Here is a 26,978-nt window from a genome sequence, read left to right as displayed (position 1 = left end):
GACGGCTCCCTTGTCTGAGATCTTACCGACCTCATTCTGGCACACTGATGCCGTCGGGGGCCGTCCACCCCAACATACGCCGTGACGGCGAATGGGAAATGAAAGACGTTGCTGGCGCCTCTCAAGACAACAAACAGCGGTGGTAATGGGTCCTGGCTTTCGCCAGGACGACGGCGTGCCTACAACGCCTCGCCCTTCAGCAGCCGCGGCACCTCGCCGGACAACCCCGCCGCTTGCCGGATGAACATGCTCTTCAGCGGCGGCAGGCGGTCGACGACGCCGAGGCCGATGTCGCGCACCGTGCGCAGCAGAGTCGATTCGTTCGAGAACAGGAAGTTCAGCGAATTGGTGGCAACGCCCATCGCCATGGTGTCGAAGCGGCGCCAGCGCTGGTAGTGCTCGAGCACATCGATCTGGCCGAAATCCATCCCGAGCCGCGCCGCGTCGACGACGACCTCGGCCAATGCCGCAACATCCTTCAGGCCCATATTGAGCCCCTGGCCTGCAATCGGGTGGATCACATGCGCGGCGTCGCCGATCAGCGCCATTCGTTCTGAGATAAAGGAGCGCGCGACGAAATAGCCGAGCGGGAAGGCGCGCGGCTTGTCGAGCGCCTTGATCTCGCCGAGGTGCAAACCAAAACGCTGCTCGAGCTCGGCGTGAAATTCCTCGTCGCCGAGCGCGGTGATGCGCGCGGCATCCTTGCGCGTCTCGGTCCACACCAGCGAGGAACGGTTGCCGGTCAGCGGCAGGATCGCGAACGGACCCGCGGGCAGGAAATGCTCTTCGGCGCGGCCGTGATGCTCGCGCTCATGGCCGACGGTGACGACGATGCCGGATTGATCATAGTCCCAGCCATGGGTGGCGATGCCGGCGCGCTCGCGCAGCTTTGAGCGCGCACCATCGGCGGCGACCAGCAACCCTGCATCGATCACGGTGCCATCGGCGAGCGTCACGCTGACGCCGTCGGCGCGTGCATCCGACGTCGACACCGCAGTGGCGCGCAACGCGACGCCTTCGGCCTCGGCGCGCGCCGTCAGCGCATCGATCAGAAAGCGGTTCTCGACCATATGCGCAAAGGGTTCGCCCGGTGCGACGTCGCCGGCAAAGGTCAGGAAGGTCGGGCGCGTCGCGTCCTCGAGCCGGGAATCGGTGACGACCATGTCGGTGATCGCCTGCGCGGTCGGCGCGACCTGGCCCCAGACGCCGAGCGTCTCGAACAGACGGCGGCAGGCCGCGACGATCGCGGTGGCGCGCGGATCGCGGCTCGGCCGCAACGCCAGCGCCGGATCGGCGACAATCACGGGCACGTCGGGGCCGAGCCCCTGCCGCAGCGCCAGCGCCAGCGCCAGGCCTGCAAACGCGCCTCCGCAAATCACGATGCTTCGCTGTGCCGACATGCCTTCCCTTTACGCGTGGTACGCTCTCAGACTGTGCTTGCTACCTGATATTAGCTGGGCGAAACAGGGCCACAAAACAAGGTACTTAATGTGGCGTCCGGCCGTTCCGGACGCTTGGCCGGCAAGCCGCGCGAGCGCATCCCGGAACACGAAAAAGCGAAGCTTTCCATGTCCAAAAGCCTGATCGACCTGATCTCCATCCTCGATCTCGAGCAGCTCGAGGTGAACCTGTTCCGCGGCTCCAGCCCGAAGACCAGCTGGCAGCGGGTGTTCGGCGGCCAGGTGATCGGACAGGCGATGGTCGCGGCCTGCCGCACCGTCGAGGGCCGGCTGCCGCACTCGATCCATTGCTATTTCATCCTGCCCGGCGATCCGCAAATTCCGATCATCTACCAGGTCGAGCGTCTCCGCGACGGCAAGAGCTACACGACCCGCCGCGTCACCGCAATCCAGCACGGCAACGCGATCTTCTCCATCATGGTGTCGTTCCACGCCGAGGAGGAGAACAGCTTCGATCATCAGGAGACGATGCCCGACGTGCCGCCGCCGGAGAAACTCACCGCGGAGGAAGTGTCGAAGCAGCCGATGTTCAAGGAGATGCCGGAGTTCATCCGCCGCTACTACGAAGCCGACCGTCCGATCGAGCTGCGTCCGGTCGAGCTCGGCCGCTATTTCGGCCAGAAGATTTACGACGGCCGCATCCATGTCTGGATCCGCACCGCAGCCAAACTGCCCGACGATCCGGCGCTGCATCTGTGCGCGCTGGCCTACGCGTCAGACTTCTCGCTGCTCGATGCATCGATGGCGCGCTACGGCCGCACGCTGTTCGACAAGCGCCTGATGTCGGCGAGCCTCGACCACGCGATGTGGTTTCACCGCCCGTTCCGCGCCGACGACTGGCTGCTCTACGCCCAGGATTCGCCGAGCGCGCAGGCCGGCCGCGCCTTGACGCGCGGCCTGATCTTCAAACCCGACGGCACGCTGGTGGCCTCGGTTGCACAGGAAGGCATGGCGCGCGAGCGGAAGTAGCTCGCGCACGCCTCTTATTGAAGCCGCTCCGATCGCATCACACCGCCGCGCCGCGTTCGACCAGCGCGAATTGCGAGACGAACCAGCGCGTGTACCAGCGCAGCACCCACGGGATCGGGATCAGGAAGCCGCAGCCGATCGTGAACACGATGCTCCGCCACAGCACCTCGAGCCCGGTGCCGGTGAAGATGACCTCGCGGCTTGTGCCTTCGATGTTGGCGCATTGCCAGCGCATCCAGGCCGCCAGGACCCAGGCCCATCCGATGATCGTGATGACGGAGACCATGAACCCGACATACCAGCCGACATAGACGAGGGGGCTGCCCTTGAACGAGATCGGCAGCTCGCGGCCGTCGGATGTCAGGTGGCTGACGAGCCAGCAGATGACCATCCAGGCGAGATACGCTCCCAGCACCGCCGCGAGCAGCTGGATGATCGTGCTCCCCGCAAGACTCGCATAGCCCAGCAATCCCAGCACGACGAAGACGTACCAGATGTCCATGGGCTGGCCGGTGAAGCCGAGATTCGGTCGGCCCGGCACCTGGATCTGCGAGATGAACCAGCGATAGAAGCCGGTATAGGTCCAGGGCGCCGGGATCACCAGATAGCCGCCGATGATCATCAGCAGGGCGCGCCCGAAGAAGGGAAACACCGGCGGATCGATCGACAGCGGTCCGCCGCTGTAGCTGCCGGACACCGCGATCTGCGGCGGGCCACCCGCCATCGGCATGGCCGGCGGTGCGCCGGCGCCGGGAACGAGGCCGGGAATCTCGACCGCCTTCTGCCAGCCGGACATGCCTTCCGTCCACACCAGCGTATCGCCACGCACCGTGCCGCGCGCGATCAGGTCGCGGAGCTGGGCCTCCGGAAACGGCCCTTTTTGCTGGCCTTCGGACGCATAAAACCAGGTTCGATTCGACATCTTCTCTCCTTGGGGTGCGAACGCAGCCAGGGGTTTATGCGCCCACGTCGGCACCAGGCTCGGCGAGCACGGTCTGCGACGCCAACCAGTTCATCATCCAGCGGTACATCCACGGAATCGGGATGATGAAGGCGCTGGCGATCGCGGCCACCAGGGCGCGCCAGAGGAATTCCAGCCCGCTGCCGATGAAGACGATCTCATGACGTGCGCCCTGGATGTTCCGGCAGAACCACCGCATCCAGGCGACATAGACCCAGGCCCAGCCAATGATCGTGATGATGGAAATGCCGGCGAGAATGGTCCATCCGAGGTAGGCCCACGGCGTGCCGGTGAAATTCAGCCCGATCGGCCGGCCATCCGAGGCGAGATTGGCGACGACCCATTTGATGAAGAGCCAGTACAGCGCGATCTGCACCAGGATCATCAGATTGTTGAGCAACTGGATGCCGGTGAAGGCGACCGCGATCGCAAGCACGATAGCCCCGAAGAACCAGGGCACGATCGTCATCGCGCTGCCCTCAAAACTGAGATTCGGACGTCCCGGCACGTTCACGCAGGGGACAAGCCATTTCGTGTACCAGACCAGCACCCAGGGCGCCGGGATCACGAGAATGCAGCCGATCACGAGCACGATGCTGCGCCAGGTGAAATCGAGGATTCCAAAATCGATCGACAGCGGTCCACCGCTGTAGCTGCCCGATATCGTCACCGGCGGCGGGCTACCGGGCATCGGCATCGACGGCGGTCCACCGGCGCCGGGAACGAGGCCGGGAATCTCGATCGCCTTCTGCCAGCCGGACATGCCTTCCGTCCAAACCAGCGTATCGCTCCGCACGGTGCCGCGGGCGATCAGGTCGCGGAGCTGAGCCTCGGGAAAGGGACCTTTTTGCTGGCCTTCGGATGCATAAAACCAGGTTCGGTTCGACATTTTATTTCCTTGAGGGCGCGATGGCGAAAAGGCGGGCCAGCGGAGCCGCCAGCCGGGTGGGAAAGCCCGTATTCTGACGGAGGCTTTTGATCCCGTACAGTGAGTGAGCTCACCCCCTCGGCAGGTTTTCCCCTTCGCCTTGCAACTTTTTTGTGCCATTTGCCCGGAAAGATGCCAGACTTAGCGGGTGCGAAATGCCCCTCCGGGACGCTCGCGCGGGCGCAAAACCTTGAGAGAATGAAGGCCGATCCATGAAACTCGTCGTCGCGATCATCAAACCGTTCAAGCTGGACGAGGTGCGCCAGGCGCTGACCACCCTCGGTGTCCACGGCATGACGGTGACCGAGGTCAAGGGTTACGGCCGCCAGAAGGGCCACACCGAGATCTATCGCGGCGCCGAATATGTCGTGAACTTCCTGCCCAAGTTGCGCATCGAGGTCGCCGTCGATTCCGGGATCGCCAACAAGGTGGTCGACGCCATCACCCAGCACGCCCGCACCGGCCAGATCGGCGACGGCAAGATTTTCGTGACGCCGATCGACCACGCACTGCGCATCCGCACCGGCGAGACCGACGACGACGCGCTCTGACATTTCCAAACGCTGAGACCGCGACCGCCAACGAAGCCGGCGCACCATAAGAAACGCCAAACCTTTTTGCCGGGGAAAATACCAATGGGGGCACGCGCTCTTCGTGCAGCGATCACTGCTGCGCCGATTACTGCTGCAATTCTGTTCGCATTCGGCACGCCGGCCTTTGCCGACACCGCCACGATCAATACCGCCGACACCGCCTGGATGATCGTCGCCACCGCTTTGGTGCTGATGATGACGATCCCGGGACTGGCGCTGTTCTACTCGGGCATGGTGCGCAAGAAGAACGTGCTGGCGACGATGGCACAGAGTCTGTCCGCGGTCGCTGTCATCTCGATCCTCTGGGTCATGTTCGGCTACTCGCTCTGCTTCGTCGGCACCGGGCCGTGGATCGGCTCGCTCGATCGCTGGTTCCTCGCAGGCATGACCATGGAGAGCGTCAATCCGGCGGCGAAGAACATTCCGGAAGCATTGTTCATGCTCTACCAGATGACCTTTGCGATCATCACGGTGGCGCTGGTCGCGGGCTCCGTCGCGGATCGCATGCGGTTCTCCGCTTATCTGTTGTTCTCGGTCGGCTGGTTCATCTTCGCCTATGTGCCGCTGGCACACTGGGTGTGGGGCGGCGGCTTCCTGCAGTCGATGGGCGTGCTCGATTTCGCCGGCGGCCTCGTCGTGCATCTCTCGGCGGGCGTCAGCGGTCTCGTCGCGGCGAAAGTGATGGGAAACCGCCACGGCTACGGCAGCGACAATCTCTCGCCATTCGATCTGTCGCTGGCGGTGGTCGGCACCGGCTTGCTGTGGGTCGGCTGGTTCGGCTTCAACGGCGGCTCGGCGCTGGCGGCGAATTCGCGCGCGGTGATGGCGATCATCGCGACGCATCTTGCGGCCTGCGCGGGCGCGCTGACTTGGGGCGCGATCGAATGGGCGACGCGCCGCAAGCCGTCCGTGCTCGGCATGATCTCCGGCGCGGTCGCTGGCCTCGGGACGATCACGCCGGCGTCGGGTTACGTCGCGCCGTGGCACGGCGTGCTGATCGGCATCATCGCCGGCCTCGTCTGCTTCTGGGCCTGCACCTGGCTGAAGCATCGCTTCAAGTATGACGATTCGCTCGACGTGTTCGGCGTGCACGGCATCGGCGGCATGACCGGCACCCTGCTCGCCGGCATCTTCGCCGTCAGCGCGATCGGCGGCACTGCGGGGCTGCTCGAGCACCATCCGCAGCAGCTGCTGATCCAGCTCTACGGCGTGGCCGTCACCTTCGTCTGGTGCGGCGGCGTCACCTATGCGCTGCTCAAGTTGGTCAGCGTATTCGTGCCGCTGCGCGTATCGACGCAGCAGGAGCTCGAGGGTCTCGACATCACGCAGCACGGCGAGGCGCTGCAATAGGTCGCCGGCTCCCTTTACAGGCTTGCGCAACACATAAGTGTATGCTTATGTGTTGCCATGATGGAAGCCGACATCTTCAAGGCGCTGGCCGATCCGACCCGCCGCAAGGTCTTCGAGAAGCTCGCAGGCGGCAGCCTGAACGCCAGCGCCTTGCGCGACGGGCTCGACATCAGCCAGCCGGCGATGTCGCAGCATCTGGCGGTGCTGCGCGCGGCCGGCCTCGTGCGCGAGCAGCGCCAGGGCCGCTTCGTCAATTATGAAGTCGACCCCGATGGCATCGCCAGCATCGGCACCTGGCTCGCCCGCTATCGCGCCTATTGGCCGAAGCGCATCGCAGCGCTCTCCGACTTGCTGAAGGACATGGATCAATGAGCTGTGACCTCGAGCCTGATCACACCAACGAAGCCCTCGAGCTCGAATATCAACTCGACGCGCCGCCGGAAAAAGTCTGGCGCGCGGTGACCATTCCCGCGCTGCGCGAGCGCTGGCTGCCCGATTGCGATCTGTCCGGCGCCGAGCCCGAATCGTCAGTGACGGGCGAGGAGGTGCGCTATCGCCTGCGCGAGTCCGAACCGCCGTTTCGCGAAAGCCATGTCACCTTCAAGATCGCGCCGAACGAGGCCGGCGGCACCCGCTTTCGCATCATTCAAGAGGCCTGCGATGACCGCAGAATGCAGCCGCGCCCAGCCAACAGCAACGGCCGCTGCCTGATGCGCGCAGCCTGATCGCCGTCATCACCTTCTGACTTCATCAACCTGCTGACATGGGAGGTCGCCGATGCGCGACATGCTGCAACTCGTCCCTATGGTCGTCGAGCAATCGAGCCGCGGCGAACGTTCGTTCGACATCTATTCGAGGCTCCTGCGCGAACGCATCATCTTCCTCAACGGCGAGGTCAATGATGCGATGTCCGGCCTGGTCTGCGCGCAGCTGTTGTTCCTCGAGGCGGAGAATCCGCACAAGCCGATCAACCTCTACATCAACTCCTATGGCGGGGTGGTCACCAGCGGGCTCGCGATGTACGACACCATGCAGTTCATCAAGGCACCCGTGCATACGCTGTGCATGGGCACCGCGCGCTCGATGGGATCGTTCCTGCTGATGGCCGGCGAGCCCGGCCACCGCGCCGCGCTGCCGAATGCGAGCCTCCACGTGCATCAGCCGCTCGGCGGTTTCCAGGGCCAGGCGTCCGACATCCTGATCCACGCCACCGAAATGCAGGAAACCAAGCGGCGCCTGATCCGCCTCTACGCGCAGCATTGCGGGCGGAGCGAAGCCGACGTGGAACGGACGCTGGATCGCGATCACTTCATGAGCGCCGAGCAGGCGCGCGAATGGGGACTGATCGACAAGGTCTTTGCAGAACGCGACGCCGCCTGACGGCTGGTCGCAGCCAAACTCACAGCGCCAGAACAAAGACGCCGGCAACCATGAGAGGCACGACGACCGGCGCATCGCGGCGTGCGACATAGCCAATGGCTCCGGCGATTAAGAAGCCAGCCGTGACGACGAGAAGATAACCTTCCACGGTAAACCAGGGCAGCAGTGCGATCAGCGTCTTTGCGACGCCGAATGGTCCACCGCCCAAGGGGACGAGCACGAGGAGGATGGCCGCTCCGGCGAAGATCCAGCAGGCGGATGTCAACAGGGATTGGTCGCTCCATCCCATGACGCGATCAAGGACGAGCATCGCGAGGCCGCCGAGCAGGAGGATGAGGTTGTTGCCATTGGTCGCATTCCCGGTGCGCAGATTGTCGATCAGGAGCGGGAAACTGGCGAGCAGGAACGCCGCCAGCTTGACCATGAGCGGAAGCGTGGCGAGCTGCATGGACGCCCCTTTCAGGAATGCCGCCCAATCAGGTTGCGGACCAGGGGTCTGCGGCGAGCGATGTTCGCGCGATGCTAACGACGAACCCGTAAAGCAACCCTTGATTGGTTCAGGAACTGCCGGGCTAGGTGGAGGGCGATCCGGGGCAGCTTCCGATCGAGCCCGGCGGCGTGGCGAAAGCGCTCGCAACAATCCCTATCTAATTACCGTATACCTGCCGCGACGCTGGGCACGATTATGTCCGGAGTCTGTCGTGCACTCGTTTTGACCAGCCCTGATGATATTTTAGGCGCGACGGAATGGCGCATCTGCCGGTTCCCTTCGCAAAGCGGGAAAAGGTCCGGATTCATAATCCGTTAGGCAGCGCTCCCGATCTGGCACGGCATTTGATTCTAGGGGTCCCGGCTGTGCCCGCGTTGTGAAGCTCTCCGCGTGGCGAATCTCAGTCACACAAACTCCCGGTCCTTGGACCGGGCCCAAGCGGGGATAGGACTCATGAAAATTGTTATGGCGATCATCAAGCCATTCAAGTTGGAAGAAGTCCGTGACGCCCTGACCGCCATTGGCGTTCATGGTCTCACGGTGACGGAAGTCAAAGGTTACGGCCGTCAGAAGGGGCACACGGAAATCTATCGCGGCGCCGAATATGCCGTGAGCTTCCTGCCCAAGATCAAGATCGAGGTCGCAGTCGCCTCCGATCAGGTCGACAAGACCATCGACGCCATCACCGCAGCCGCCAAGACCGGCCAGATCGGTGACGGCAAGATCTTCGTCATCAACCTCGACCATGCGGTCCGTATCCGCACCGGCGAGGCCGATGCCGCGGCCCTCTGATTTCGCGCTCAAACCTTAAGACCTCAGGAGTACAACAACATGACGTTCAAGCGTCCCTATGGCGCGGGACTGGCGGCACTTGCAGTCGGCCTCTTTGCCGCAACCGCCGCCTATGCCGAGCCAACCGTCAACAAGGGCGACAACGCCTGGATGCTCACCTCAACGGTGCTGGTGCTGTTGATGACCATCCCGGGCCTGGCGCTGTTCTATGGCGGTCTCGTCCGTTCCAAGAACATGCTCTCGGTGCTGATGCAGGTGTTCTACACCGTCTGCGTCGTCACCGTGCTGTGGGCTCTCTACGGCTACAGCCTCGCCTTCACCGGCGGTTCTGACTTCATCGGCGGCTTCTCCAAGGCCTTCATGATGGGGATCACGACCGACTCGAAGGCTGCGACCTTCTCGGTCGACGCCAACATCTCCGAAATGATCTATCTCTGCTTCCAGATGACCTTCGCGGCGATCACGCCCGCGCTGATCGTCGGTGCCTTTGCCGAGCGCATGAAGTTCTCGGCGATCGCGCTGTTCATCCCGCTCTGGGTGACGGTGATCTACTTCCCGATCGCACACATGGTCTGGTACTGGCCGGGCCCGGACGCGATCCAGGATGCCGCCAAGGCGTTGGCCGCGGCTGCTGACGGTGCTGCGAAGACCGCCGCTCAGGCCAAGCTCGACGAGATCAACGCCGACGCCGGCTGGATCTTCAAGAAGGGCGCCATCGACTTCGCCGGCGGCACCGTGGTGCACATCAACGCCGGTATCGCGGGCCTGGTCGGCGCGCTCCTGATCGGCAAGCGCACCGGCTACGGCAAGGAGCTGATGGCTCCGCACTCGCTGACCATGACCATGATCGGCGCCTCGCTGCTCTGGGTCGGCTGGTTCGGCTTCAACGCCGGCTCCAACCTCGAAGCCAATGGCGGCGCGGCTCTGGCCATGACCAACTCCTTCGTGGCGACTGCCGCGGCGGCGCTGGCCTGGATGTTCGCAGAGTGGATCGTCCGTGGTCATCCCTCGGTGCTCGGTGCGCTCTCCGGCGCGGTTGCCGGTCTCGTCGCCGTCACCCCGGCGGCCGGCTACTCCGGACCGATGGGCGCGATCGTGCTCGGCCTCGTGGTCGGCGTGGTCTGCCTGTTCTTCTGCACCATCGTGAAGAACGCGCTCGGCTATGACGACTCGCTCGATGTGTTCGGCGTCCACTGCGTCGGCGGCATCGTCGGCGCGCTCGGCACCGGCATCCTGGTGAACCCGGCCCTCGGCGGCGCCGGCGTCATCGACTACACCGCGATCCCGCCGAAGGTCGCCGATTACGACTTCGTCGCGCAGATGACCTCGCAGTGCTGGGGCGTCGCCACCACGCTGGTGTGGTCGGGCATCGGTTCGGCGATCCTCTACAAGATCGTCGACGTCATCGTCGGTCTGCGTGCCAATGTCGAAACCGAGCGTGAAGGCCTCGACATCGCCGAGCACACGGAGCGCGCCTACAACATGTGAGTTCTCCCGGGGCGCGACCCGCAAGGGTCGTTCCCAGAACTACGGTTCGGACACATACCCGGCAATGTTCGGACCGTTGAGGGGCTCCAGCGCAAGCTGGAGCCCCTTTCTTTTTCCTGCTCCTTGAGAAAAAATTGCCAAATTGGCGTGGCACTGTGGAACGCAGGCCTGCAACAAAAAAACGGGAGGACATCATGAAAGTCGAAGGCGGATGCTATTGCGGCAAGGTGCGCTATCAGGCCGAGGGCGAACCGATGATGGCGGCGCAGTGCCACTGCCGGGAATGCCAGTACATTTCCGGCGGCGCGCCGAACATGTTCGTGGCGATGCCGGTCACCGGCTTCAAATACACCGCCAGCGAGCCGAAGCAGTTCACCCGCAAGGACCTCGAACGCGCCGTGACGCGCGAGTTCTGCGCCGAATGCGGCACCCACATGGTGACCAAGGTGCCCGGCCTGCCGGCCGTGGTGCTCAAGGTCGGCACCTTCGACGACCCAAAGCTCTTCAATCCGCAAGTCGCGATCTACACCTGCGACAAGCAATCCTTCCATCACGTGCCCGACGGCATGCCCGCGTTCGAGAAGCTGCCGGCGCATTAGCTCGGAACAACAGATCTGGACGCAGTGCTGGATCTTCACCTCTCCCTCTGGGAGAGGTCGGTGCGTAGCGCCGGGTGAGGGGTTAAGGTCTCACATTGGAGCAAGCGGCCCCCTCACCCGATTTGCTCCCGCAAATCGACCTCTCCCCGACGGGGAGAGGTGAAATTGAGCTCGCGGCTACGCTGGTTCTAAATTTCACCGGGCTGGGCATATCACGCCGCGGCCCGCGCCTCGACCACGCGGTCGCGGCCGCGGCGTTTGGCGGTGTAGAGCGCCTCGTCGGCGGTCCGCAGGAGATCGGCGAGATCGAAGCCGTTTGACGCGATCGTCAACCCGATGCTGATCGTGACCGGCAGCGGCGTTGCGCCATCGATGATGGTGCGCGCGGCACAGTCGCGGCGGATCTCCTCGGCACGCTCCGTCGCCTGGTCGCGGCCGAGCCCGGTCATGACGGCGACGAACTCCTCGCCGCCGTGCCGGCCGACCAGGGCGCCATGGCGGAGCGCGAACTGGCGCAGCACGTCCGCGATCTCGACCAGCACCTTGTCACCGATCTCGTGGCCGAAGCGGTCATTGATCGCTTTGAAATGGTCGATGTCGCACATCAGGATCGCGGCGGTGTCGCCGCCGGCCGCGGCGCGATCGAGCGCCGCCAGCGCTGCGTCGTTGAAACCACGGCGGTTGAGCAACCCGGTCAATTGGTCGGTCTGCGAGATCCGCGCCAGCTCGCGCCGCGCATGGGTCAGCTCGAGCAGCAAGAGGCCTGAGCGATAGGTCATCACGCCGCAGACGACGGACGTGATGAAGACGCCCGCGACCAAACCGAAGGCCAGCACCTCGCCAACCCTGATCTGCGCAGCGAGATCGGTTCCGAAATAGCCGGAGATCATGATCGCAGTCATGACCACGCTCACGCCCACCGCGCCCGACGTGCGGCGCACGGTGTAGCGGATGACGTCGCTGTGCGTTTCGATCCTGATGGCCATGCTGCGCTCTGTGCGTAGCAGCAGTCTTCGCCGCGCGCGTTGCCATTTGCTGAAGGGACTCATGCAATTGGCAATGCCGTTAACAGTGAGCGAAGCCTTGAGGAGAAAAGCCGGGCATTTAATACGGACATCACGCCATGACGACAATCGTCGGTTATCCCGGCAACTTGCGCACGCGCCAACGTCGCAGACCGCGCCGCGCGCCCCACCAGATCAGGGCAATGAAGGGCAGCCACGGCACGACGGCCGCGATGGTCGAGATCAGCGCCGAGATCGAGCTCACCATCGTCTCGCCGATCTTGCTGACGGACTGATCGATTGGGGTGAGATCCATCCCGCCAACCAGACCGGCGGCACCAACATAGTTGATGTCGATCCGGATGGTGTCGGTGCGCGTGCGCAGATTTTCCCGTTGCGCGGTGATGGCTTCGATTTCGGCCTGCGCCTGGGCAAGCTCCTTCTCGATGGTGATGAGGTCGGCGGCGGACTTCACTGTCTGGTCCTGCAGCATCGCGGTGAGGCGATCGCGGATCACTGTCTTGGCGGCCAGCCGCCGTTCCGTGTCGAGAATCGGCGCCGCGAGCTCCTCGGACGACTGCGCATGCATGATGATCTGTGCCGGCGTCGCCGCCAGCGCGGCCGCGAACGTATTGAAGGCGTCCGGCTTGATGCGGACCGAGGCCCGCGCAGAGGCGCGTCCGACATTCGAGCGGTCGATCGACGTGCTCAGGATTGAGCAGCCAAGCTTGGCGCACTCCGTCATATGGCGTTGCTGCATCGCCTCGATGTCGGCATTGGGAACCCGGATCGTGAAGCGGTGCGTGACGGCAATGGTCCGGTCAGCTCTTGCGGATGCGACTGCCGCTGCCGGCATCGGCATGTCGGCCATATCGAGGCCCCCGACCGGGTGAGCGTTGTTCGGCGCCGGCGCGCACGCGGCGAGCAATGGGACGAGCAACATCATCGCCAGCAACGGCCGACCAATCGTCCCCATCGATATCCCCCCGCATTGCAACTTCCGGTCTCAGCATGCGGAACATTGCGGCGCGGCGGTGGCCACGGTTTTGGGGCATCGGTGGAATTGGCGAAGCCGAGCAAACTGACGGGTGGCATCGCCGCTGTAGAGCAAATACCCAAGATATCAATTACTTATTGGTTGAATGATACAAGTCATTGCCAAAAATCTTGCCATATTCGATGTTTTGTATCATCCTTCTGATATGGAACACGATCGGACACGACAGGAAGACCATGCTGCCTCGCTTCTCCGGGAGCGGGGAATGATGCGCCTGTCCGAATTTCTAAGGGAAGGCATCACGTCAGCCACGATCTCGCGGATGGAACAAAAAGGTCTTCTCAACCAGCTGAGCCGCGGACTTTACCAGCTCCCCGACGCACCGCTCGATGCCAATCACACCCTTGCCGTTGCCGCGAAGCTCGTGCCGAACGGGGTCATTTGCTGCGACTCCGCACTCGCGTTTCACGAACTCACAGACCGCATTCCACCCCTTGTCTGGGTTGCGATCGGCCCGCGCGAATGGCGGCCCAGGATCGAGCGGCCGAGAATTCAGATCGAGCGCTTTGGGCCCAAGGTGTTCGACAAGGGCCTTGAATGCCACACGATCGAGAATGTGCCGGTCCGCATCTACTCGCCCGCCAAGACCGTCGTTGATCTCTTCAGGAATGCGCGCATTCAGCACGCAGTTTACGAAGCGACCGGCGGCGGCTTCGTGCATGCGACACAGGCCATGAAAGAGGCGCTGCGGCTCCGCAAGACCACGCCTGCCGAGATCGCACGGTTTGCGGTCGAAGCCGGAATTTGGGAAAAAATCGTTCAGCCTCGCCTGGAGGCGCTGACCGTAGATGCGTAGGCCGCCACGCAATGTCGGCGCGTCAGTTCGGGCACGTCTGCTCAGGCTCTCGAATCAACGTAACGAGCCGTTTGACCTGCTCCTCACGCAATACGCGCTTGAACGCCTGCTCTATCGACTCAGCATCAGCAACGAACGCGACCGCTTCATCCTGAAGGGCGCTATGCTCATGCGCCATTGGCTGGACGATCCGCATCGTCCGACCCGCGACCTCGACTTGCTTGGATTCGGCGACAGCAATCCTGACGTCACGCTCGCCGCTTTCAAGGAGATTTGCGCAATCACTGCCGATGATGGCGTTATCTTCGAAGTCGACGAACTGACTGTCGATCGGATTCGTGATGAGTCCGAATATGGCGGAGTGCGCCTCAAGACCTACGCGATCGTCGATGGTGCGCGTGTCCGGGTCATCGTCGATATCGGCTACGGTGACGCCATCGAACCCGGACTCGCAGAGGTTCTATTGGAGACCCTGCTGGGCCAGCCCGCACCAAAGCTGCGCGCTTATCCGCCTGAAACTGTTATTGCCGAAAAGTTCCAGGCCATGGTGATCCTCGGCCTCGCCAACACGCGGCTGAAAGATTTTTACGACATCTGGATATTGGCGAAGACTCATCAATTCCCCGACGATCGGCTGGTTCGGGCTATTGCAGCGACATTCGCCCGCCGGAAAACCGCCATTCCAACCGAGCCGCCGGACGCACTGACGCCCGCCTTTGCCGCAGACCCCACCAAGCAGCAGCAGTGGGCTTCCTTCATCCAGAATGTTGCAACCAACCCTGGAGCGCTATCCGATGTTGTCGAAACGCTGGCCGCTTTTTTGATGCCTCATGCAAAAGGCGCGCAGCTCACCCAGCGCAGAGATCCCTGAATATTGGGCGAAAGCTCTCCCAGCCGAGACGCCGGTAAGATGTGGCCGCAACCTACGTTTGACGGGCTTCTGCCTGCCCTTGATACCCCTCAGCCCCCGATGGTTAATCGCGTCTTAACCTCGCCGTATCTATGGTGATTTGATCGGTTCACGGTCGAACATTCCCTTTCCTCGACCGCATTGAAAGTGCTGGCGCTTCAGACATGGCAATGACCGCCTCTTCCGGCGTGGCGCAGGGCGCCGGCAGCCTAACGGTTGCCGGTCAGGCCGAGCGCTCGCCGTTCCTGCGCACGACCGAGCTCCTGGCGCCCTACACCCCCGCTAAGCCTTTGATTACGCTGTCGTTGGGTGAACCGCAGCACCCGGTACCGGCATTTGTTGGGCCGGTGCTGGCAAAACACACCGCCGATTTTGGCCGCTATCCGCTGGCCAAGGGCATCGAGCCGTTCCGCCGCGCGGTTTCGAACTGGCTGTCGCTCCGGTTCCAGCTGCCCCGTGCAGTCGATCCCGAGAGCGAGGTCCTGGTGCTGAACGGCAGCCGCGAAGGGCTCGTCTTCGCCGCCATCGCCGCGGCGCGTTATGTCGCGCCCCGCAAGGGCCGGCCGGCGGTGCTGATGCCGAACCCGTTCTATCCGGCCTATGGCGCCGGCGCCCGCGCCGCCGGCTGCGAGTCGATTTATCTGCCGACCACGCCGGCCAATGGTTTCCTGCCCGACCTCGACGCGATCGACGAGGCGACCTTCGCGCGCACCGCGGCGTTCTTCATCGCCTCGCCCGCGAACCCGCAGGGCTCGGTCGCCTCACGCGCCTATTTTGCGCGATTGAAGCAGCTCGCCGACACTTACGGCTTCATGATCCTGAGCGACGAGTGCTACTCGGAAATCTACACCAAGGAGGCGCCGGGCAGCGCGCTGGAATGCGCCGGGCCCGACTTCACCAATGTGGTCGCGTTCCAGTCGCTGTCGAAGCGCTCGAACCTGCCGGGCATGCGCGTCGGCTTCTGCGCCGGCGACAAAAGGTTTTTGGCCGCCTATCACGAACTGCGCAATGTCGCAGCTCCTCAGGTGCCGGTTCCACTGCAACATGTCGCGGTCGCCGCCTATAGCGACGAGACGCATGTCGAAGAGAACCGCCGGCTCTATCGCATCAAGTTCGATTTCGCCGACCAGATCCTCGGCAACCGTTACCGCTACAAGCGGCCGGATGGCGGCTTCTGCGTCTGGCTCGACGTCTCCGACCGCGGCGGCGACGAGGCAGCGGCGGTGCGGCTCTATCGCGACGCTGGCGTTCGGGTGATTCCCGGCAGCTATCTGGCGCGCCTGCAGGACGACGGTTTCAACCCCGGTGCCGGCTATATCCGCCTGGCGCTGGTCTCAGACAGTGAATCGACGGCCGAGGCGTTGCATCGCCTGGTCGAAACTCTGGATTAATCGCGAAGCGCGAAGATTGAGTATGCCTGCGATCGAACGAGTCATTCCCCTGGTCGGCCATCTGCCGCTTTCGGTCCGCGAAGCGCTGACGCGGCGGCTGCGCGAGCTCACCGGGCTCGGGCTGATCGCGCTATCCGGCGTCATCGCGGCGGCGCTGATGACCTGGTCGGTGCAGGATCCCTCGCTCAGCCACGCCACCTCGCGCGCGATCCGCAACGTGCTCGGCTATCCCGGCGCGATCGGCGCCGATTTGCTGATGCAGATCCTCGGGCTCGGCGCGATCATGCTGGTGCTGCCGGTCGCGGTGTGGGGCTGGCGAATGCTGACGCATCGGCCGTTCGACCGCGAGGCGCTGCGGCTCGGCTGCTGGATCCTCTGCACGGTGATCGCCGCGGGCTTCGCCTCCTGCTGGCCGCACAACACAGCCTGGCCGCTGCCGACGGGCTTGGGCGGCGTGGTCGGCGACGCCCTGGTGCGCGCGCCGGCGGTCGTGTTCGGCCCGGGCTTCATCTATCGGCTGGTGCTCGGCATCATCCTCTGCGCGGCGATGACCGCCACGTTCCTGTTCGCCTGCGGCTGGGGCGCCAAGGAGAGCGACGAGGAGCTGACGCCGATCGTCGATGAGGACGAGCCGTTCGTCGAAGAAGACAATGACCGCAGCTCGGTCTCGCTGGGCTGGCTGTTCCACGCGCTGATGAGCGCGAAGGCCCGGCTCGGCTGGCTGTTCGGCACGGCCTATAAATCGCTGGTCTCCAGCGCGCCGCAGGGCAAGGCCGCATCCTTCGAGCGCCAGGAGCCGAGCATCGGCGGCGGTGGCCGCTCCGCGCCGTCGATCTCGCCCGGCGCCGAGCATGACGACGAGGACGAGGCGTTCGAGCACGACGGCGACGAAGAGGATGACGAGGAGGAGGAAGAGGAAGCTCCCGTCGCCCGCGCGCCGCGCAAGAAGGCCGAGCCGAAGCCGAAGAAGAAGAATTCCGACAAGTTCGAGCTGCCGTCGGTCTCGGTGCTCAGCGCGCCCAAGGCCAGCGACCGCCAGCCGTTGAGCAAGGCGGAGCTGGAGGCCAATTCGCGCTCGCTGGAAGGCGTGCTCGGGGATTTCGGCGTGCGCGGCGAGATCGTCAAAGCCAATCCGGGCCCGGTCGTCACGCTGTACGAGCTCGAGCCTGCGCCCGGCATCAAGTCGTCGCGCGTGATCGGTCTTGCCGACGACATCGCGCGCTCGATGAGCGCGCTGTCGGCCCGCGTCGCCGTCGTCGCCGGCCGCAACGCGATCGGCATCGAATTGCCGAACGTGCATCGTGAGAAGGTTTACCTGCGCGAGCTTCTGGTCGCGAAGGAGAGCGCCGACTCCGTTGCCAAGCTGCCGCTCTGCCTCGGCAAGACCATCGGCGGCGACCCCGTCATCATCGACCTCGCGCGCACGCCGCATATGCTGATCGCCGGCACCACCGGCTCCGGCAAATCGGTCGCGATCAACACCATGATCCTCAGCCTGGTCTACCGGCTGCGGCCGGATCAGTGCCGCCTGATCATGGTCGATCCGAAGATGCTCGAACTCTCCGTCTATGACGGCATCCCGCATCTCTTGACCCCGGTCGTGACCGATCCGAAGAAGGCGGTGGTTGCGCTGAAATGGGCGGTGCGCGAGATGGAAGAGCGCTACAAGCGCATGGCCAAGCTCGGCGTCCGCAACATCGACGGCTACAACGCGCGGCTCGTCGAAGCCAAGGCCAAGGGCGAGGAGATCACCCGCACGGTGCATACCGGCTTCGACAAGGAGACCGGCAAGGCGATCTACGAGGAAGAGAAGCTCGAGCTCGAGCCGCTGCCCTATATCGTGATCATCGTCGACGAAATGGCCGACCTGATGATGGTCGCCGGCAAGGACATCGAAGGCGCGGTGCAGCGTCTCGCGCAGATGGCGCGCGCCGCTGGCCTGCATGTGATCCTCGCCACGCAGCGTCCGTCGGTCGACGTCATCACCGGTACCATCAAGGCGAACTTCCCGACCCGCATCGCCTTCCAGGTCACCTCGAAGATCGACAGCCGCACCATCCTCGGTGAAATGGGCGCCGAGCAGCTGCTCGGCCAGGGCGACATGCTCTACATGGCCGGCGGTGGCCGCATCAGCCGCGTGCACGGCCCGTTCGCCTCCGACGAGGAAGTCGAGAAGGTGGTGCGTCACCTCAAGACGCAAGGGCAGCCGGAATATCTCGAAGCGGTCACCGCGGAAGAGCCTGCCGAGGGCGAGGACGGCGCGGTGTTCGATTCCACCGGCATGGGTGGCGATGGCGGCGGCGACCTGTTCGCGCAGGCGGTTGCGATCGTCAAGCGCGACCGCAAGGCCTCGACCTCCTACATTCAGCGCCGGCTGCAAATCGGCTATAACCGCGCCGCCTCGCTGATGGAGCGGATGGAACTGGAGGGCATCGTCGGCCCGGCCAACCACGCCGGCAAGCGCGAAATCCTGGTCGGCGAGGAAGAAGGTCAATACTAAACGCATGATCCGGAAAAGTGTGAGGCGGTTTTCCGAAAAGATCATGCGCAAACAAAGACCTAAAGCGCGACCTCATCGCGCTTTAGCGTATATCCTTCACGGAAAAACGATATCTCCTTTGGCTGAGGCGCGTTAAACAGGGGCGAAGCGGGACGCGCGTCGAACAGAGAATCCGAAATAGCTGATGACAAAACACTCCCCTCTCCGCGGCACGCATTACGCGCTGGCGCTCCTTCTCTCCGTTTCCTTCGCTACGTCCGCGATTGCGCAGAACGTGCCGACGCCAAAACCCGCGCCGAAGGCGCGTGAGGCCGGCGCGCAGGATGCGAAGGGACCGGCGACGACGGGCGCGACGCAGCAGCCGCCGACGCCGATCATTCCGGATCCGCGCCGCAACGTGCCCGCCAACATCTTCGCCACCTTCGATGCGAACCAGAAGGCGCAAGCCGCCAAGGTCTCGACCTATCTGTCGTCGCTGCAGACGCTGGTCGGGAATTTCGTCCAGGTCGGCCCCGACGGCAGCAAGACCAAGGGCGACTTCTACATCCAGAAGCCCGGCAAGGTGCGCTTCGAATATGACGACCCGAGCCCGATCCAGATCATCGCCGACGGCTCGTCGGTCGCGGTGCGCGACCGCCGCCTGGTGACGCAGGACATCTATCCGCTGTCGCAGACGCCGCTGCGCTATCTGCTGTCGGACCGCATCGACCTGATGAAGGACACCAACGTCGTTAGCGTCACCTCCGATGACATGTTCGTCAGCGTCACCATCGAGGAGAAGCAGGCGCTGATCGGCACCTCACGCCTGATGCTGATGGTCGGCGCCAAGGACGGCAAGCTCAAGCAGTGGACCGTCACCGACCCGCAGGGCTACGACACCACGGTCGCGGTGTACAATCTCGACTCCAACCAGAAGCCCGATCCCGGCCTGTTCAAGATCGATTTTACGACCTATCCAAGCACGCCGCCGGGATAGCGGCATCGCAGGTGCCGTAGGGTGGGCAAAGGCGCACAGCGCCGTGCCCACCATCCACGTTCGGTGCAAGACAGGTGGGCACGCTTCGCTTTGCCCACCCTACAAAACCCCGCCTGTGGACAATCGGTATCCGCCGCCGCGAACCGTGCTAAGACGCATGCTCCATGCGGTTCTCCGTCACAACCTGGAACATCAATTCGGTGCGCCTGCGCATCGACATCGTCGCGAAGTTCATCAAGAGCGCGCGGCCGGATGTGCTGTGCCTGCAGGAGACCAAATGCATCGACGATGCGTTTCCGCTGAAGCGTTTCAAGCGGCTCGGCTATGAGCACATCGCGCTGAACGGCCAGAAGGGCTATCACGGCGTCGCCATCGTCTCGCGCTTGCCGTTCGAGAGCACGGACATCCGCACCTTCTGCGACAAGATCGATTCGCGGCACATCTCCGTCTCCTTCGGTGAAAAAGCGCAGATCGCAAAGCCGCTGGTGCTGCATAATTTCTACGTGCCCGCCGGCGGCGACATTCCCGATCCCGCGCTGAACGAGAAGTTTAAGCACAAGCTGCAATTCCTCGACGAGATGAAGGCCTGCGAGCCGCTGCATCCGCGCGGCGACGACCGTCACATCCTGGTCGGCGATCTCAACGTCGCGCCGCATGAGCACGACGTGTGGTCGCACAAGCAGCTTCTGAAAGTCGTCTCGCACACGCCGGTCGAGACCGAGAAGCTGCTCGCCGCGCAGACCCATGGCGAATGGTTCGACATCGCGCGCGAGCGGATTCCGATGTCGGAAAAGGTCTACACCTGGTGGAGCTACCGCGCCGCCGACTGGACCGTCGGCGATCGCGGCCGCCGCCTCGACCACATCTGGGTCTCGCGCGCGCTGAGGGACAACGTCAGCGATTTCAAGATCACCCGCGACGCCCGCAGCTGGGAACGGCCGTCGGACCATGTGCCGGTGACGGCGGTGCTGGAAGTTTAGGGCAAGCGGGAGCCGCACACTTCGCCTCGCCCCGCTTGCGGGGAGAGGCCGGAACGCATGCAGCAAAGCGGAATGCGATCCGGGTGAGGGGGAGTCTCCGCGTACCCACTGCCAGCCGTTGCGCGGATAGAGCCCCTCACCCTAACCCTCTCCCCGTAAGAACGGGGAGAGGGGAAGAGAGAGATCACGTACTCAGCTTCGCGCCCGCCATCAGAATATCGCTCGCCAGCTGACTGGTGCGCAGCGCGAGCTCGTCGCGCAGTCGTCGCGCGGCGGCCGGATCGCTTTCCAGCACGCGCTGAAACAGGCTGCGCGCGACGCGGATCACCGAAGCGCGCTCCAGCGCGATCGCGCTCGAGGGCCGCTTCATCGCAACAATGAGCGCAAGCTCGCCGATCAGCGCGCCGGGGCCGACCACGATCTCGGCGCCGCCTTCCTCGACACGGAAGGCGCCGCGCTGCACGACATAGCCGGCATCGGCGTCGTCGCCGACGGAGAACAGCAGATCGCCCTGGTCGAAATTGCGCTGCTCGGAGCCGATCGCCAGCATGCGCAAGGAGCTCTCGCCCAACAGACGCAACGTCGGGACCCGCTCCAGCAGGGCTACATCATCATCGATCGACATTCAGGGCCGGTGACCGCAGTGCGCCTCAAGATTAACGATTCGTTAGGCGCGAAGCGTATCACGGCACCAGCTTGTAGCCACCGGCTTCCGTGACCAGAATCTCCGGATTGGCGGCGTCTTTCTCGATCTTCTGCCGAAGACGGTAAATGTGCGTCTCCAGCGTGTGGGTGGTGACGCCCGAATTATAGCCCCAGACCTCCTGCAGCAGGGTCTCGCGCGACACCGGCATCTGGCCGGCGCGGTAGAGGAAGCGCAGGATCGCGGTTTCCTTCTCGGTCAGCCGCACCTTGCGGGCATTGGCCCCGGTCAGCATCTTCGAACCCGGACGGAAGGAGTAGGGGCCGACCGAGAACACCGCGTCCTCGCTGGCCTCGTGCTGGCGCAGCTGGGCGCGGATCCGGGCCAGCAGCACCGCAAAGCGGAAGGGCTTTGCCACATAGTCGTTGGCACCGGATTCCAGGCCCAGAATCGTGTCGGAATCGGTGTCATGCCCGGTCAGCATGATGATCGGGGCCTTGAAGCCGCCCTTGCGCAGGGACCGCACCACCTCGCGGCCGTCGGTGTCGGGCAGGCCGACATCCATCAGCACGAGATCGGGGGAATTGGCTTTGGCGGCGGTGGCACCCTTGGCGCCGGTGTCGACGGCCGAGGCTTCGAATTCCTCGTGCAGCGACAATTGCTCGACCAGCGTATCGCGCAGATCGGTATCGTCATCCACGATCAAGATCTTGCGGGCATTGGCCATAGGTACAATCCTTTGGGCGGGCGGCGAGAAGCGGACAGCGCTAATGGCCGGAACTTGAGCTAGATTCGTGAACAGGTAGGCGATTGTTACCGATTCTCAAGATGAGGCGAGTCTATCCCAAATTCGGCGCGGGTGACGTGAATGTCCTGTAATGCCGCCAGATAGAACATTCGCGCGCTGATGGGCAAGCTTGGTTTGGAACGATTCTCAGGGGAAGACGAACCATTTCAATCACTTATATGACAGTTAATCGTGATCGCCCGCTCTCGGCCATCACCGTGCACGCCGCCGCCGGCGACCCGCGCCGGGGCTGGCTCACCGCCGACGGCTGGACCATTCCGGTCGCGCTCGGCCGCGGCGGCATCCTCGCCAACAAGCGCGAGGGCGACGGCGGCACCCCGCGCGGCACCTTTTATCCGCGGCAATTGTGGTGGCGCGCCGACCGCCACCGCCGGCCGAAAACCTTCCTGCCGACGCGGCCGATCCGCCCCGAGGACGCCTGGTGCGAGGACCCCGCCGACCGGCACTACAACCAGCCGATCCGGCTCGGCGGCGAGGCGCCCGGCGACCGCCTGACGCGATCAGATCATCTCTACGATTTCATCGTCGAGATCGATCACAACACGGCGCCGCGCATCGCCGGCCGCGGCAGCGCGGTTTTCCTGCACCTCGCGCGCCCGAACTTTTCGCCGACCGCCGGCTGCGTCTCGATGACGAAGGCTTCGATGCTGCGGTTGTTGCGGCGGATGGGGCCGGGAACGAAGATCGTGATCGGGTAGCTCTTACCCCTCATGGTGAGGAGCGCGGCACGCGCGTCTCGAACCACGAGGCCACGTCTCGGGCCTGCACCTTCGAGACGCCCGCTTTGCGGGCTCCTCAGGATGAGGGTTCAAGTTCACAGCTGGGAATTCGACGATGCTCGATGATGATCAGATCGCAGCCGCTTCAAAGACTCTGAACGAACATTGGCGCGCCGGCACAAAACTCGGCAACCTCGATGCATCGATTCGTCCGCGCGATCGCGCCGAAGGTTACGCGGTGCAGGCCGCGCTGGAAAAAACCTCGCGCGAAAAACTGTTCGGCTGGAAGATCGCAGCGACCAGCGCCGCCGGGCAGAAGCACATCAATGTCGCCGGTCCGCTGGCAGGCCGCATTCTCGCCGAGACCGTGCTGCCCGACGGCGGCACCGCATCGATGACCGGCAACGAGATGCGCGTCGGCGAGCCTGAATTCGCCTTCCGCATGGGCCGCGATCTCGCGCCTCGCGCGCAAGCCTATTCGGTGCAGGAGGTGCTGGACGCCGTCGCGACGCTGCATCCGGCGATCGAGATTCCCGACTCGCGCTTTGCCGATTTCGTCAGCGCCGGAGAGGCGCAGCTGATCGCCGACAATGCCTGCGCGCATCTGTTCGTGCTGGGGCAGTCAACCTCGGCGAACTGGCGCGCGATGGATCTGATCGAGGAGAAGCCGGTCATCACGCTGCGCGGCGAGCGCTATGTCGGCCACGGCAAGAACGTCCTCGGCGATCCCCGCGCAGCACTGGCGTGGTGCGCGAATGAATTGCGCGAGCTCGGGCTGACGTTGCGAGCAGGGGAGGTGGTGACGACAGGCACATGCCATCCGCCGCTGCCGATTGCCGCGGGCGACGAGTTCGCGGCGGATTTCGGCGTGCTGGGAAAAGTGTCGGTGAAGTTCGCGTAAGACGCTTCACCTCTCCCCGCTCTTCTGCGGGGAGAGGTCGGATCGCATCGCAAGATGCGATCCGGGTGAGGGGCATGGCAACATATGACCGCAACAATGGTCCATCCGGCTCATCGACACGATCACGAATGCAAAATGAGACGGTTATTGCGCGGATAGAGCCCCTCACCCTAACCCTCTCCCCGTGAAGAACGGGGAGAGGGGACAACGCTACCGCGCCCCAAAAATCGCCGACCCCACCCGCACATGCGTGGCGCCCATCTGGATCGCCACCGCAAAATCCGCGCTCATCCCCATCGACAGTTTCGTCAACCCGTTGCGTGCCGCGATCTTCGCGGTCAGCGCGAAATGCGGGGCGGGGGCATCATCGACCGGCGGGATGCACATCAGCCCCGAGATCGTCAGCCCATACTTGTCGCGACAGGCCGCGAGGAACGCATCCGCCTCGTCAGGCGCGACGCCGGCTTTCTGCGGCTCCTCGCCGGTGTTGATCTGGACGAACAATTCGGGAGCTTTGTTCTGATTTTTGATTTCTTTGGCTAACGCTTCGCAAATGCTCGGACGGTCGACCGAGTGGATGGCGTGGAACAGCGCCACCGCCTCCTTCGCCTTGTTCGACTGCAGCGGCCCGATCAGATGCAGCACCGTATCGGGGTAATCCTGCATCAACGCCGGCCACTTGCCCTTGGCCTCCTGCACGCGATTTTCGCCGAATACGCGTTTCCCGGCACCGATAATCGGCAAAATTGCATCGGCCTCGAACGTCTTCGACACCGCGATCAGCGTCACCGAGGCCGGGTCGCGCCGCGCTTCCTTGCAGGCGCGCGCGATCTCCTGCTCCACGGCGGCGAGGCCGTTTGGTGAATGCGGCGTTAGTGGCGAGGTCGAGGAAGGCGTCATCAATGTGCCGTTTTCTGACAGATTTGGCGTTGGGTCGAATTTTATCGAATCCGGGAAAGGCTTTTTGAAGCCCTTCGTTCTACCGTGGCGCACGGGGCAAGGGATACGATGTCGGGCGTCACTTTCAACCGCAACAGGGTCAAACTCAAGAAGCTTCTGGGCATCCGGTCCCGGCTGGCGCTGCTGGCCGTGCTGCTGGTGGCGCCGCTGATGTTCGAGCGTGTCCGCACGCTCGAGGAATCCCGCGCCAAGCAGGTCGCGCAGGCCTCCGAGGAATATGCCGCCCTGACCCGGCACGCCGCGGAGACCCAGCGCGAGGTGGTCTCCTCGGTCGAGACCATGCTGAAATCCGCCGCCTATATCCGCGCCTCCGGCGGCATCGCCAGGAGCTGCGAGATCCTGCGCGCCAGCGTGCCGACCAACCTGCCGTGGATCCGCAGCATCATGTTCGTCAGCAAAGACGGGCTGGTGCAGTGCTCGACGCTCAACATCCAGGTCGGCATGAAGATCGGCGACCGCGAATACTTCAGGAAGGCGCAGGAGACCGGCGGCTTCGTCTTCAGCGACTATCTGTTCGGCAGGACCAACGGCCGCCCGATGATGATGGCGGCCTATCCGGTGGCCGCGATCAATCCGGAGCAGGACGCCGTCGTCGTCTCCGGCATCAATATCGACTGGCTGTCGCAGATCATGGCCAATCTCGGCGGCCGGCCCGGCATGTCGGCGCTGCTGGTCGACAGCACCGGCACCGTGATCGCAGCCCCCGCCGACCATGCCAGCATGATCGGCCGCCCGCTCGATGCGGTGCCGCTGATGGCGGCGATCGCCGAGAAGGCGCTGAGTTTCGACGAGCCGTCCGGCTCGGTCTCGTTCACGGCGACCGACGGCGCACGGCGTGTCCTGAGCTTTGCCCGCATCTCCGGAACGCAGTCGCGGCTGATCGTCAGCATGGACGAGGCCAAGGTCACGGCCGCGATCAACCGCGATATCCGCACCGCCTATCTGCAGCTCGGCTTCGTCTGCCTCTTCGTCCTGCTCGGCGCCCTCATCGGCGCGGAAAAGCTGATCATCGGCCCGATCGAGATGATGACCGGCATGGCCCGCCGCTTCGGCGAGGGCGACTGGTCGGCGCGCGTCGCCAAGAACAAACTGCCGGCGGAATTTTTGCCGCTGGCGCGCGCCTTCAACGCGATGGCCGCCCAGCTCAGCCAGCGCGAGCGCGAGCTCGTCGCCACCAACGATCGTCTCACCGTGATGGCCTCGATCGACATGCTGTCCGGCCTCGCCAACCGCCGCGGCTTCCAGAGCCGGCTCGATTTCGAGTGGATGAAAGCGCAGCAATACAATAGCGAGCTGTCGCTGCTGATGATCGATGTCGATCACTTCAAGCTCTACAACGACACCTATGGTCACCCCGAGGGTGACGCCTGCCTGACCAGGCTCGGCGAGGTGCTGGCCGGCATCGCCGCCGACACGATGGGCTTTGCCGGCCGCTATGGCGGCGAGGAATTCTGCCTGCTGCTGCCGAACACCGAGGCGCCGCACGCGCTCGCGATCGGCGAAACCGTCCGCGCCGCGATTCAGAACCTCGGCCTGCCGCACGCCACCTCGAGCTTCCAGACCGTCACCGTCAGCATCGGCGTCGCCACGACGCGGCCGAACGACACCCAGCGCCCCGGTGATCTGATCGAAGCCGCCGATGCTGCGCTCTATGCCGCCAAGCACGGCGGGCGCAATGCCGTGGTCGAGCACGGGTTCGTGCGGATCGTCGATGAAGCCGGGATGGCGCTGGCGAGTTAGATTCGTAGCTCTGGTAGGATGGGTGGAGCGTCCGACTGCGCTCGAAGAGCGCTGACGGGCGCGATACCCATCACCTTCGTGCCGCGCCGTGAGATGATGGGTATCGCTGCGCTCCACCCATCCTACGAAGCTACGACGCTCCCGCTGACATTAGACCGCTGATTTGCCCGACGGCGCAAGGTCGTCAGGCAAAAATAATGTGCTTTACACGAACTTCCGATTATGCTAACAATGATGCATCTCACCCGACACGAGGGGCGCTCGCGAACGCCATGAACGCGGGTGACGATGCGGTGGCCGCTGAGCGTGCGACAGGCGTGTGTGCGCAAGGCGGACGGTGAAGTCGTGTGGGCCTGCCGCCCCGATGTTGGTGGCAAGCACGCGAAAGGCCCAAAGCCGATCGTGGACGATGGTGGCACAAAAGCAGAGTCTCACCAGGGCGAGCACGTATAAGCCGTAAAGCCATCGCGCAGGGAAGGCCGGATGCCTCCGCCGAACCTGTATGCTCGTGCGCGCACTCTTTTGTGCACATGGCGCATGAGACCGCGGGTGCGGCGTGCACCCGGTCTTCCCTGCGCCCTCG

General features: G+C 64.0%; 27 protein-coding genes. 18 read left to right on the top strand and 9 right to left on the bottom strand.

Annotation, left to right across the window (positions count from 1 at the left end; genetic code table 11):
- Positions 1-179: 179 nt before the first annotated feature.
- On the bottom strand, positions 180-1,400 hold the full coding sequence (locus JQ604_RS40760; protein WP_212366411.1) for a ubiquinone biosynthesis hydroxylase: 1,221 nt from the start codon (positions 1,398-1,400) through the stop codon (positions 180-182).
- A gap of 168 nt (positions 1,401-1,568) precedes the next feature.
- Here JQ604_RS40760 and tesB point away from each other — a divergent pair, with 168 nt between their 5' ends.
- Positions 1,569-2,429: an acyl-CoA thioesterase II gene (gene tesB, locus JQ604_RS40755; protein ID WP_212366410.1), complete on the top strand. Its 861-nt coding sequence runs from the start codon at positions 1,569-1,571 to the stop codon at positions 2,427-2,429.
- A gap of 37 nt (positions 2,430-2,466) precedes the next feature.
- Here tesB and JQ604_RS40750 read toward each other — a convergent pair whose 3' ends face one another.
- Positions 2,467-3,351: a DUF4339 domain-containing protein gene (locus tag JQ604_RS40750; protein WP_212366409.1), complete on the bottom strand. Its 885-nt coding sequence runs from the start codon at positions 3,349-3,351 to the stop codon at positions 2,467-2,469.
- A gap of 34 nt (positions 3,352-3,385) precedes the next feature.
- Complete coding sequence (locus JQ604_RS40745) at positions 3,386-4,279, bottom strand: DUF4339 domain-containing protein (protein ID WP_212366408.1); 894 nt, start codon at positions 4,277-4,279, stop codon at positions 3,386-3,388.
- Positions 4,280-4,530: 251 nt separating this feature from the next.
- Between JQ604_RS40745 and JQ604_RS40740 the strand changes: the two genes are divergently transcribed.
- From JQ604_RS40740 to JQ604_RS40720, 5 genes are all read left to right on the top strand, one after another.
- Positions 4,531-4,869 carry a P-II family nitrogen regulator gene (locus JQ604_RS40740; RefSeq protein ID WP_212366407.1) on the top strand — a complete coding sequence of 113 codons (339 nt, stop codon included), beginning with the start codon at positions 4,531-4,533 and terminating at the stop codon, positions 4,867-4,869.
- A gap of 84 nt (positions 4,870-4,953) precedes the next feature.
- The gene (locus JQ604_RS40735; RefSeq protein WP_212366406.1) at positions 4,954-6,261 is read left to right on the top strand and encodes an ammonium transporter; all 1,308 of its coding nucleotides are present in this window, start codon (positions 4,954-4,956) and stop codon (positions 6,259-6,261) included.
- A gap of 57 nt (positions 6,262-6,318) precedes the next feature.
- Entirely contained in the window at positions 6,319-6,633 is a 315-nt protein-coding gene (locus JQ604_RS40730) for an ArsR/SmtB family transcription factor (protein ID WP_212366405.1), read from the top strand.
- A complete protein-coding gene (locus JQ604_RS40725) occupies positions 6,630-6,986 on the top strand; it encodes an SRPBCC family protein (RefSeq protein WP_212366404.1) in 357 nt (118 codons plus the stop codon). The genes JQ604_RS40730 and JQ604_RS40725 overlap by 4 nt, the downstream gene beginning before the upstream one ends.
- A 52-nt stretch (positions 6,987-7,038) precedes the next feature.
- Positions 7,039-7,641 carry an ATP-dependent Clp protease proteolytic subunit gene (locus JQ604_RS40720; protein ID WP_212366403.1) on the top strand — a complete coding sequence of 201 codons (603 nt, stop codon included), beginning with the start codon at positions 7,039-7,041 and terminating at the stop codon, positions 7,639-7,641.
- A gap of 19 nt (positions 7,642-7,660) precedes the next feature.
- Here JQ604_RS40720 and JQ604_RS40715 read toward each other — a convergent pair whose 3' ends face one another.
- Positions 7,661-8,089: a hypothetical protein gene (locus JQ604_RS40715; RefSeq protein ID WP_212366402.1), complete on the bottom strand. Its 429-nt coding sequence runs from the start codon at positions 8,087-8,089 to the stop codon at positions 7,661-7,663.
- A 495-nt stretch (positions 8,090-8,584) separates the two neighbouring features.
- Here JQ604_RS40715 and JQ604_RS40710 point away from each other — a divergent pair, with 495 nt between their 5' ends.
- From JQ604_RS40710 to JQ604_RS40700, 3 genes are all read left to right on the top strand, one after another.
- On the top strand, positions 8,585-8,923 hold the full coding sequence (locus JQ604_RS40710) for a P-II family nitrogen regulator (RefSeq protein ID WP_212366401.1): 339 nt from the start codon (positions 8,585-8,587) through the stop codon (positions 8,921-8,923).
- Between the two features lie 39 nt (positions 8,924-8,962).
- Entirely contained in the window at positions 8,963-10,411 is a 1,449-nt protein-coding gene (locus JQ604_RS40705; protein ID WP_212366400.1) for an ammonium transporter, read from the top strand.
- 194 nt (positions 10,412-10,605) lie between these two features.
- Complete coding sequence (locus JQ604_RS40700; RefSeq protein WP_212366399.1) at positions 10,606-11,010, top strand: GFA family protein; 405 nt, start codon at positions 10,606-10,608, stop codon at positions 11,008-11,010.
- Between the two features lie 212 nt (positions 11,011-11,222).
- Here JQ604_RS40700 and JQ604_RS40695 read toward each other — a convergent pair whose 3' ends face one another.
- Together JQ604_RS40695 and JQ604_RS40690 are read right to left on the bottom strand one after the other, a co-directional pair.
- Positions 11,223-11,996 carry a GGDEF domain-containing protein gene (locus JQ604_RS40695; RefSeq protein ID WP_212366398.1) on the bottom strand — a complete coding sequence of 258 codons (774 nt, stop codon included), beginning with the start codon at positions 11,994-11,996 and terminating at the stop codon, positions 11,223-11,225.
- A gap of 154 nt (positions 11,997-12,150) precedes the next feature.
- Positions 12,151-12,990 carry a DUF4349 domain-containing protein gene (locus JQ604_RS40690; protein ID WP_212366397.1) on the bottom strand — a complete coding sequence of 280 codons (840 nt, stop codon included), beginning with the start codon at positions 12,988-12,990 and terminating at the stop codon, positions 12,151-12,153.
- Between the two features lie 166 nt (positions 12,991-13,156).
- On the opposite strand from JQ604_RS40690, the gene JQ604_RS40685 reads away from it, so the two are divergent.
- From JQ604_RS40685 to JQ604_RS40660, 6 genes are all read left to right on the top strand, one after another.
- On the top strand, positions 13,157-13,867 hold the full coding sequence (locus JQ604_RS40685) for a type IV toxin-antitoxin system AbiEi family antitoxin domain-containing protein (protein WP_433996337.1): 711 nt from the start codon (positions 13,157-13,159) through the stop codon (positions 13,865-13,867).
- Complete coding sequence (locus tag JQ604_RS40680; RefSeq protein WP_212366396.1) at positions 13,860-14,738, top strand: nucleotidyl transferase AbiEii/AbiGii toxin family protein; 879 nt, start codon at positions 13,860-13,862, stop codon at positions 14,736-14,738. Before JQ604_RS40685 ends, JQ604_RS40680 begins: the two co-directional genes overlap by 8 nt.
- A gap of 203 nt (positions 14,739-14,941) precedes the next feature.
- On the top strand, positions 14,942-16,168 hold the full coding sequence (locus tag JQ604_RS40675) for an aminotransferase class I/II-fold pyridoxal phosphate-dependent enzyme (protein ID WP_212366395.1): 1,227 nt from the start codon (positions 14,942-14,944) through the stop codon (positions 16,166-16,168).
- 16 nt (positions 16,169-16,184) lie between these two features.
- A complete protein-coding gene (locus tag JQ604_RS40670; protein ID WP_212366394.1) occupies positions 16,185-18,668 on the top strand; it encodes a DNA translocase FtsK in 2,484 nt (827 codons plus the stop codon).
- 184 nt (positions 18,669-18,852) lie between these two features.
- Positions 18,853-19,644 (top strand): outer membrane lipoprotein carrier protein LolA, encoded by a 792-nt coding sequence (locus JQ604_RS40665; protein WP_212366393.1) that lies wholly within the window; start codon positions 18,853-18,855, stop codon positions 19,642-19,644.
- 164 nt (positions 19,645-19,808) lie between these two features.
- Positions 19,809-20,624 carry an exodeoxyribonuclease III gene (locus JQ604_RS40660; RefSeq protein ID WP_212366392.1) on the top strand — a complete coding sequence of 272 codons (816 nt, stop codon included), beginning with the start codon at positions 19,809-19,811 and terminating at the stop codon, positions 20,622-20,624.
- Positions 20,625-20,808: 184 nt separating this feature from the next.
- Here the strand turns inward: JQ604_RS40660 and JQ604_RS40655 are convergent, their stop codons facing one another.
- Together JQ604_RS40655 and JQ604_RS40650 are read right to left on the bottom strand one after the other, a co-directional pair.
- The gene (locus tag JQ604_RS40655) at positions 20,809-21,249 is read right to left on the bottom strand and encodes a cyclic nucleotide-binding domain-containing protein (RefSeq protein WP_212366391.1); all 441 of its coding nucleotides are present in this window, start codon (positions 21,247-21,249) and stop codon (positions 20,809-20,811) included.
- 58 nt (positions 21,250-21,307) lie between these two features.
- On the bottom strand, positions 21,308-21,994 hold the full coding sequence (locus JQ604_RS40650; RefSeq protein WP_016841446.1) for a response regulator transcription factor: 687 nt from the start codon (positions 21,992-21,994) through the stop codon (positions 21,308-21,310).
- Between the two features lie 239 nt (positions 21,995-22,233).
- On the opposite strand from JQ604_RS40650, the gene JQ604_RS40645 reads away from it, so the two are divergent.
- Together JQ604_RS40645 and JQ604_RS40640 are read left to right on the top strand one after the other, a co-directional pair.
- Complete coding sequence (locus JQ604_RS40645) at positions 22,234-22,773, top strand: L,D-transpeptidase family protein (protein WP_212366390.1); 540 nt, start codon at positions 22,234-22,236, stop codon at positions 22,771-22,773.
- Positions 22,774-22,909: 136 nt separating this feature from the next.
- Positions 22,910-23,695, top strand: coding sequence for a 2-keto-4-pentenoate hydratase (locus JQ604_RS40640; protein WP_212366389.1), 786 nt, complete (start codon positions 22,910-22,912; stop codon positions 23,693-23,695).
- A 210-nt stretch (positions 23,696-23,905) separates the two neighbouring features.
- Here JQ604_RS40640 and JQ604_RS40635 read toward each other — a convergent pair whose 3' ends face one another.
- Positions 23,906-24,595 (bottom strand): YggS family pyridoxal phosphate-dependent enzyme, encoded by a 690-nt coding sequence (locus tag JQ604_RS40635; protein WP_212366388.1) that lies wholly within the window; start codon positions 24,593-24,595, stop codon positions 23,906-23,908.
- A gap of 108 nt (positions 24,596-24,703) precedes the next feature.
- On the opposite strand from JQ604_RS40635, the gene JQ604_RS40630 reads away from it, so the two are divergent.
- The gene (locus JQ604_RS40630) at positions 24,704-26,395 is read left to right on the top strand and encodes a diguanylate cyclase domain-containing protein (RefSeq protein ID WP_212366387.1); all 1,692 of its coding nucleotides are present in this window, start codon (positions 24,704-24,706) and stop codon (positions 26,393-26,395) included.
- Positions 26,396-26,978 lie beyond the last annotated feature (583 nt).

Source organism: Bradyrhizobium jicamae (assembly GCF_018130695.1).
In the GTDB taxonomy this organism is placed as follows: Bacteria; Pseudomonadota; Alphaproteobacteria; order Rhizobiales; family Xanthobacteraceae; genus Bradyrhizobium; species Bradyrhizobium jicamae_B.
The sequence above is the reverse complement of the archived record's forward strand: the minus strand, read 5'-3'. Positions and strand labels throughout refer to the sequence as shown.

Excerpts from the sequence above, each read along its gene's own strand:
- JQ604_RS40635 (WP_212366388.1), bottom strand. The coding sequence starts at position 24,595 with ATGACGCCTTCCTCGACCTCGCCACTAACGCCGCATTCACCAAACGGC.
- tesB (WP_212366410.1), top strand. The coding sequence starts at position 1,569 with ATGTCCAAAAGCCTGATCGACCTGATCTCCATCCTCGATCTCGAGCAG.
- JQ604_RS40710 (WP_212366401.1), top strand. The coding sequence starts at position 8,585 with ATGAAAATTGTTATGGCGATCATCAAGCCATTCAAGTTGGAAGAAGTC.
- JQ604_RS40705 (WP_212366400.1), top strand. The coding sequence starts at position 8,963 with ATGACGTTCAAGCGTCCCTATGGCGCGGGACTGGCGGCACTTGCAGTC.
- JQ604_RS40665 (WP_212366393.1), top strand. The coding sequence starts at position 18,853 with ATGACAAAACACTCCCCTCTCCGCGGCACGCATTACGCGCTGGCGCTC.
- JQ604_RS40680 (WP_212366396.1), top strand. The coding sequence starts at position 13,860 with ATGCGTAGGCCGCCACGCAATGTCGGCGCGTCAGTTCGGGCACGTCTG.
- JQ604_RS40740 (WP_212366407.1), top strand. The coding sequence starts at position 4,531 with ATGAAACTCGTCGTCGCGATCATCAAACCGTTCAAGCTGGACGAGGTG.
- JQ604_RS40715 (WP_212366402.1), bottom strand. The coding sequence starts at position 8,089 with ATGCAGCTCGCCACGCTTCCGCTCATGGTCAAGCTGGCGGCGTTCCTG.
- JQ604_RS40675 (WP_212366395.1), top strand. The coding sequence starts at position 14,942 with ATGGCAATGACCGCCTCTTCCGGCGTGGCGCAGGGCGCCGGCAGCCTA.
- JQ604_RS40700 (WP_212366399.1), top strand. The coding sequence starts at position 10,606 with ATGAAAGTCGAAGGCGGATGCTATTGCGGCAAGGTGCGCTATCAGGCC.
- JQ604_RS40730 (WP_212366405.1), top strand. The coding sequence starts at position 6,319 with ATGATGGAAGCCGACATCTTCAAGGCGCTGGCCGATCCGACCCGCCGC.
- JQ604_RS40630 (WP_212366387.1), top strand. The coding sequence starts at position 24,704 with ATGTCGGGCGTCACTTTCAACCGCAACAGGGTCAAACTCAAGAAGCTT.
- JQ604_RS40720 (WP_212366403.1), top strand. The coding sequence starts at position 7,039 with ATGCGCGACATGCTGCAACTCGTCCCTATGGTCGTCGAGCAATCGAGC.
- JQ604_RS40745 (WP_212366408.1), bottom strand. The coding sequence starts at position 4,279 with ATGTCGAACCGAACCTGGTTTTATGCATCCGAAGGCCAGCAAAAAGGT.
- JQ604_RS40660 (WP_212366392.1), top strand. The coding sequence starts at position 19,809 with ATGCGGTTCTCCGTCACAACCTGGAACATCAATTCGGTGCGCCTGCGC.
- JQ604_RS40695 (WP_212366398.1), bottom strand. The coding sequence starts at position 11,996 with ATGGCCATCAGGATCGAAACGCACAGCGACGTCATCCGCTACACCGTG.
- JQ604_RS40725 (WP_212366404.1), top strand. The coding sequence starts at position 6,630 with ATGAGCTGTGACCTCGAGCCTGATCACACCAACGAAGCCCTCGAGCTC.
- JQ604_RS40685 (WP_433996337.1), top strand. The coding sequence starts at position 13,157 with ATGATACAAGTCATTGCCAAAAATCTTGCCATATTCGATGTTTTGTAT.
- JQ604_RS40735 (WP_212366406.1), top strand. The coding sequence starts at position 4,954 with ATGGGGGCACGCGCTCTTCGTGCAGCGATCACTGCTGCGCCGATTACT.
- JQ604_RS40690 (WP_212366397.1), bottom strand. The coding sequence starts at position 12,990 with ATGGGGACGATTGGTCGGCCGTTGCTGGCGATGATGTTGCTCGTCCCA.
- JQ604_RS40640 (WP_212366389.1), top strand. The coding sequence starts at position 22,910 with ATGCTCGATGATGATCAGATCGCAGCCGCTTCAAAGACTCTGAACGAA.
- JQ604_RS40645 (WP_212366390.1), top strand. The coding sequence starts at position 22,234 with ATGACAGTTAATCGTGATCGCCCGCTCTCGGCCATCACCGTGCACGCC.
- JQ604_RS40750 (WP_212366409.1), bottom strand. The coding sequence starts at position 3,351 with ATGTCGAATCGAACCTGGTTTTATGCGTCCGAAGGCCAGCAAAAAGGG.
- JQ604_RS40650 (WP_016841446.1), bottom strand. The coding sequence starts at position 21,994 with ATGGCCAATGCCCGCAAGATCTTGATCGTGGATGACGATACCGATCTG.
- JQ604_RS40655 (WP_212366391.1), bottom strand. The coding sequence starts at position 21,249 with ATGTCGATCGATGATGATGTAGCCCTGCTGGAGCGGGTCCCGACGTTG.
- JQ604_RS40760 (WP_212366411.1), bottom strand. The coding sequence starts at position 1,400 with ATGTCGGCACAGCGAAGCATCGTGATTTGCGGAGGCGCGTTTGCAGGC.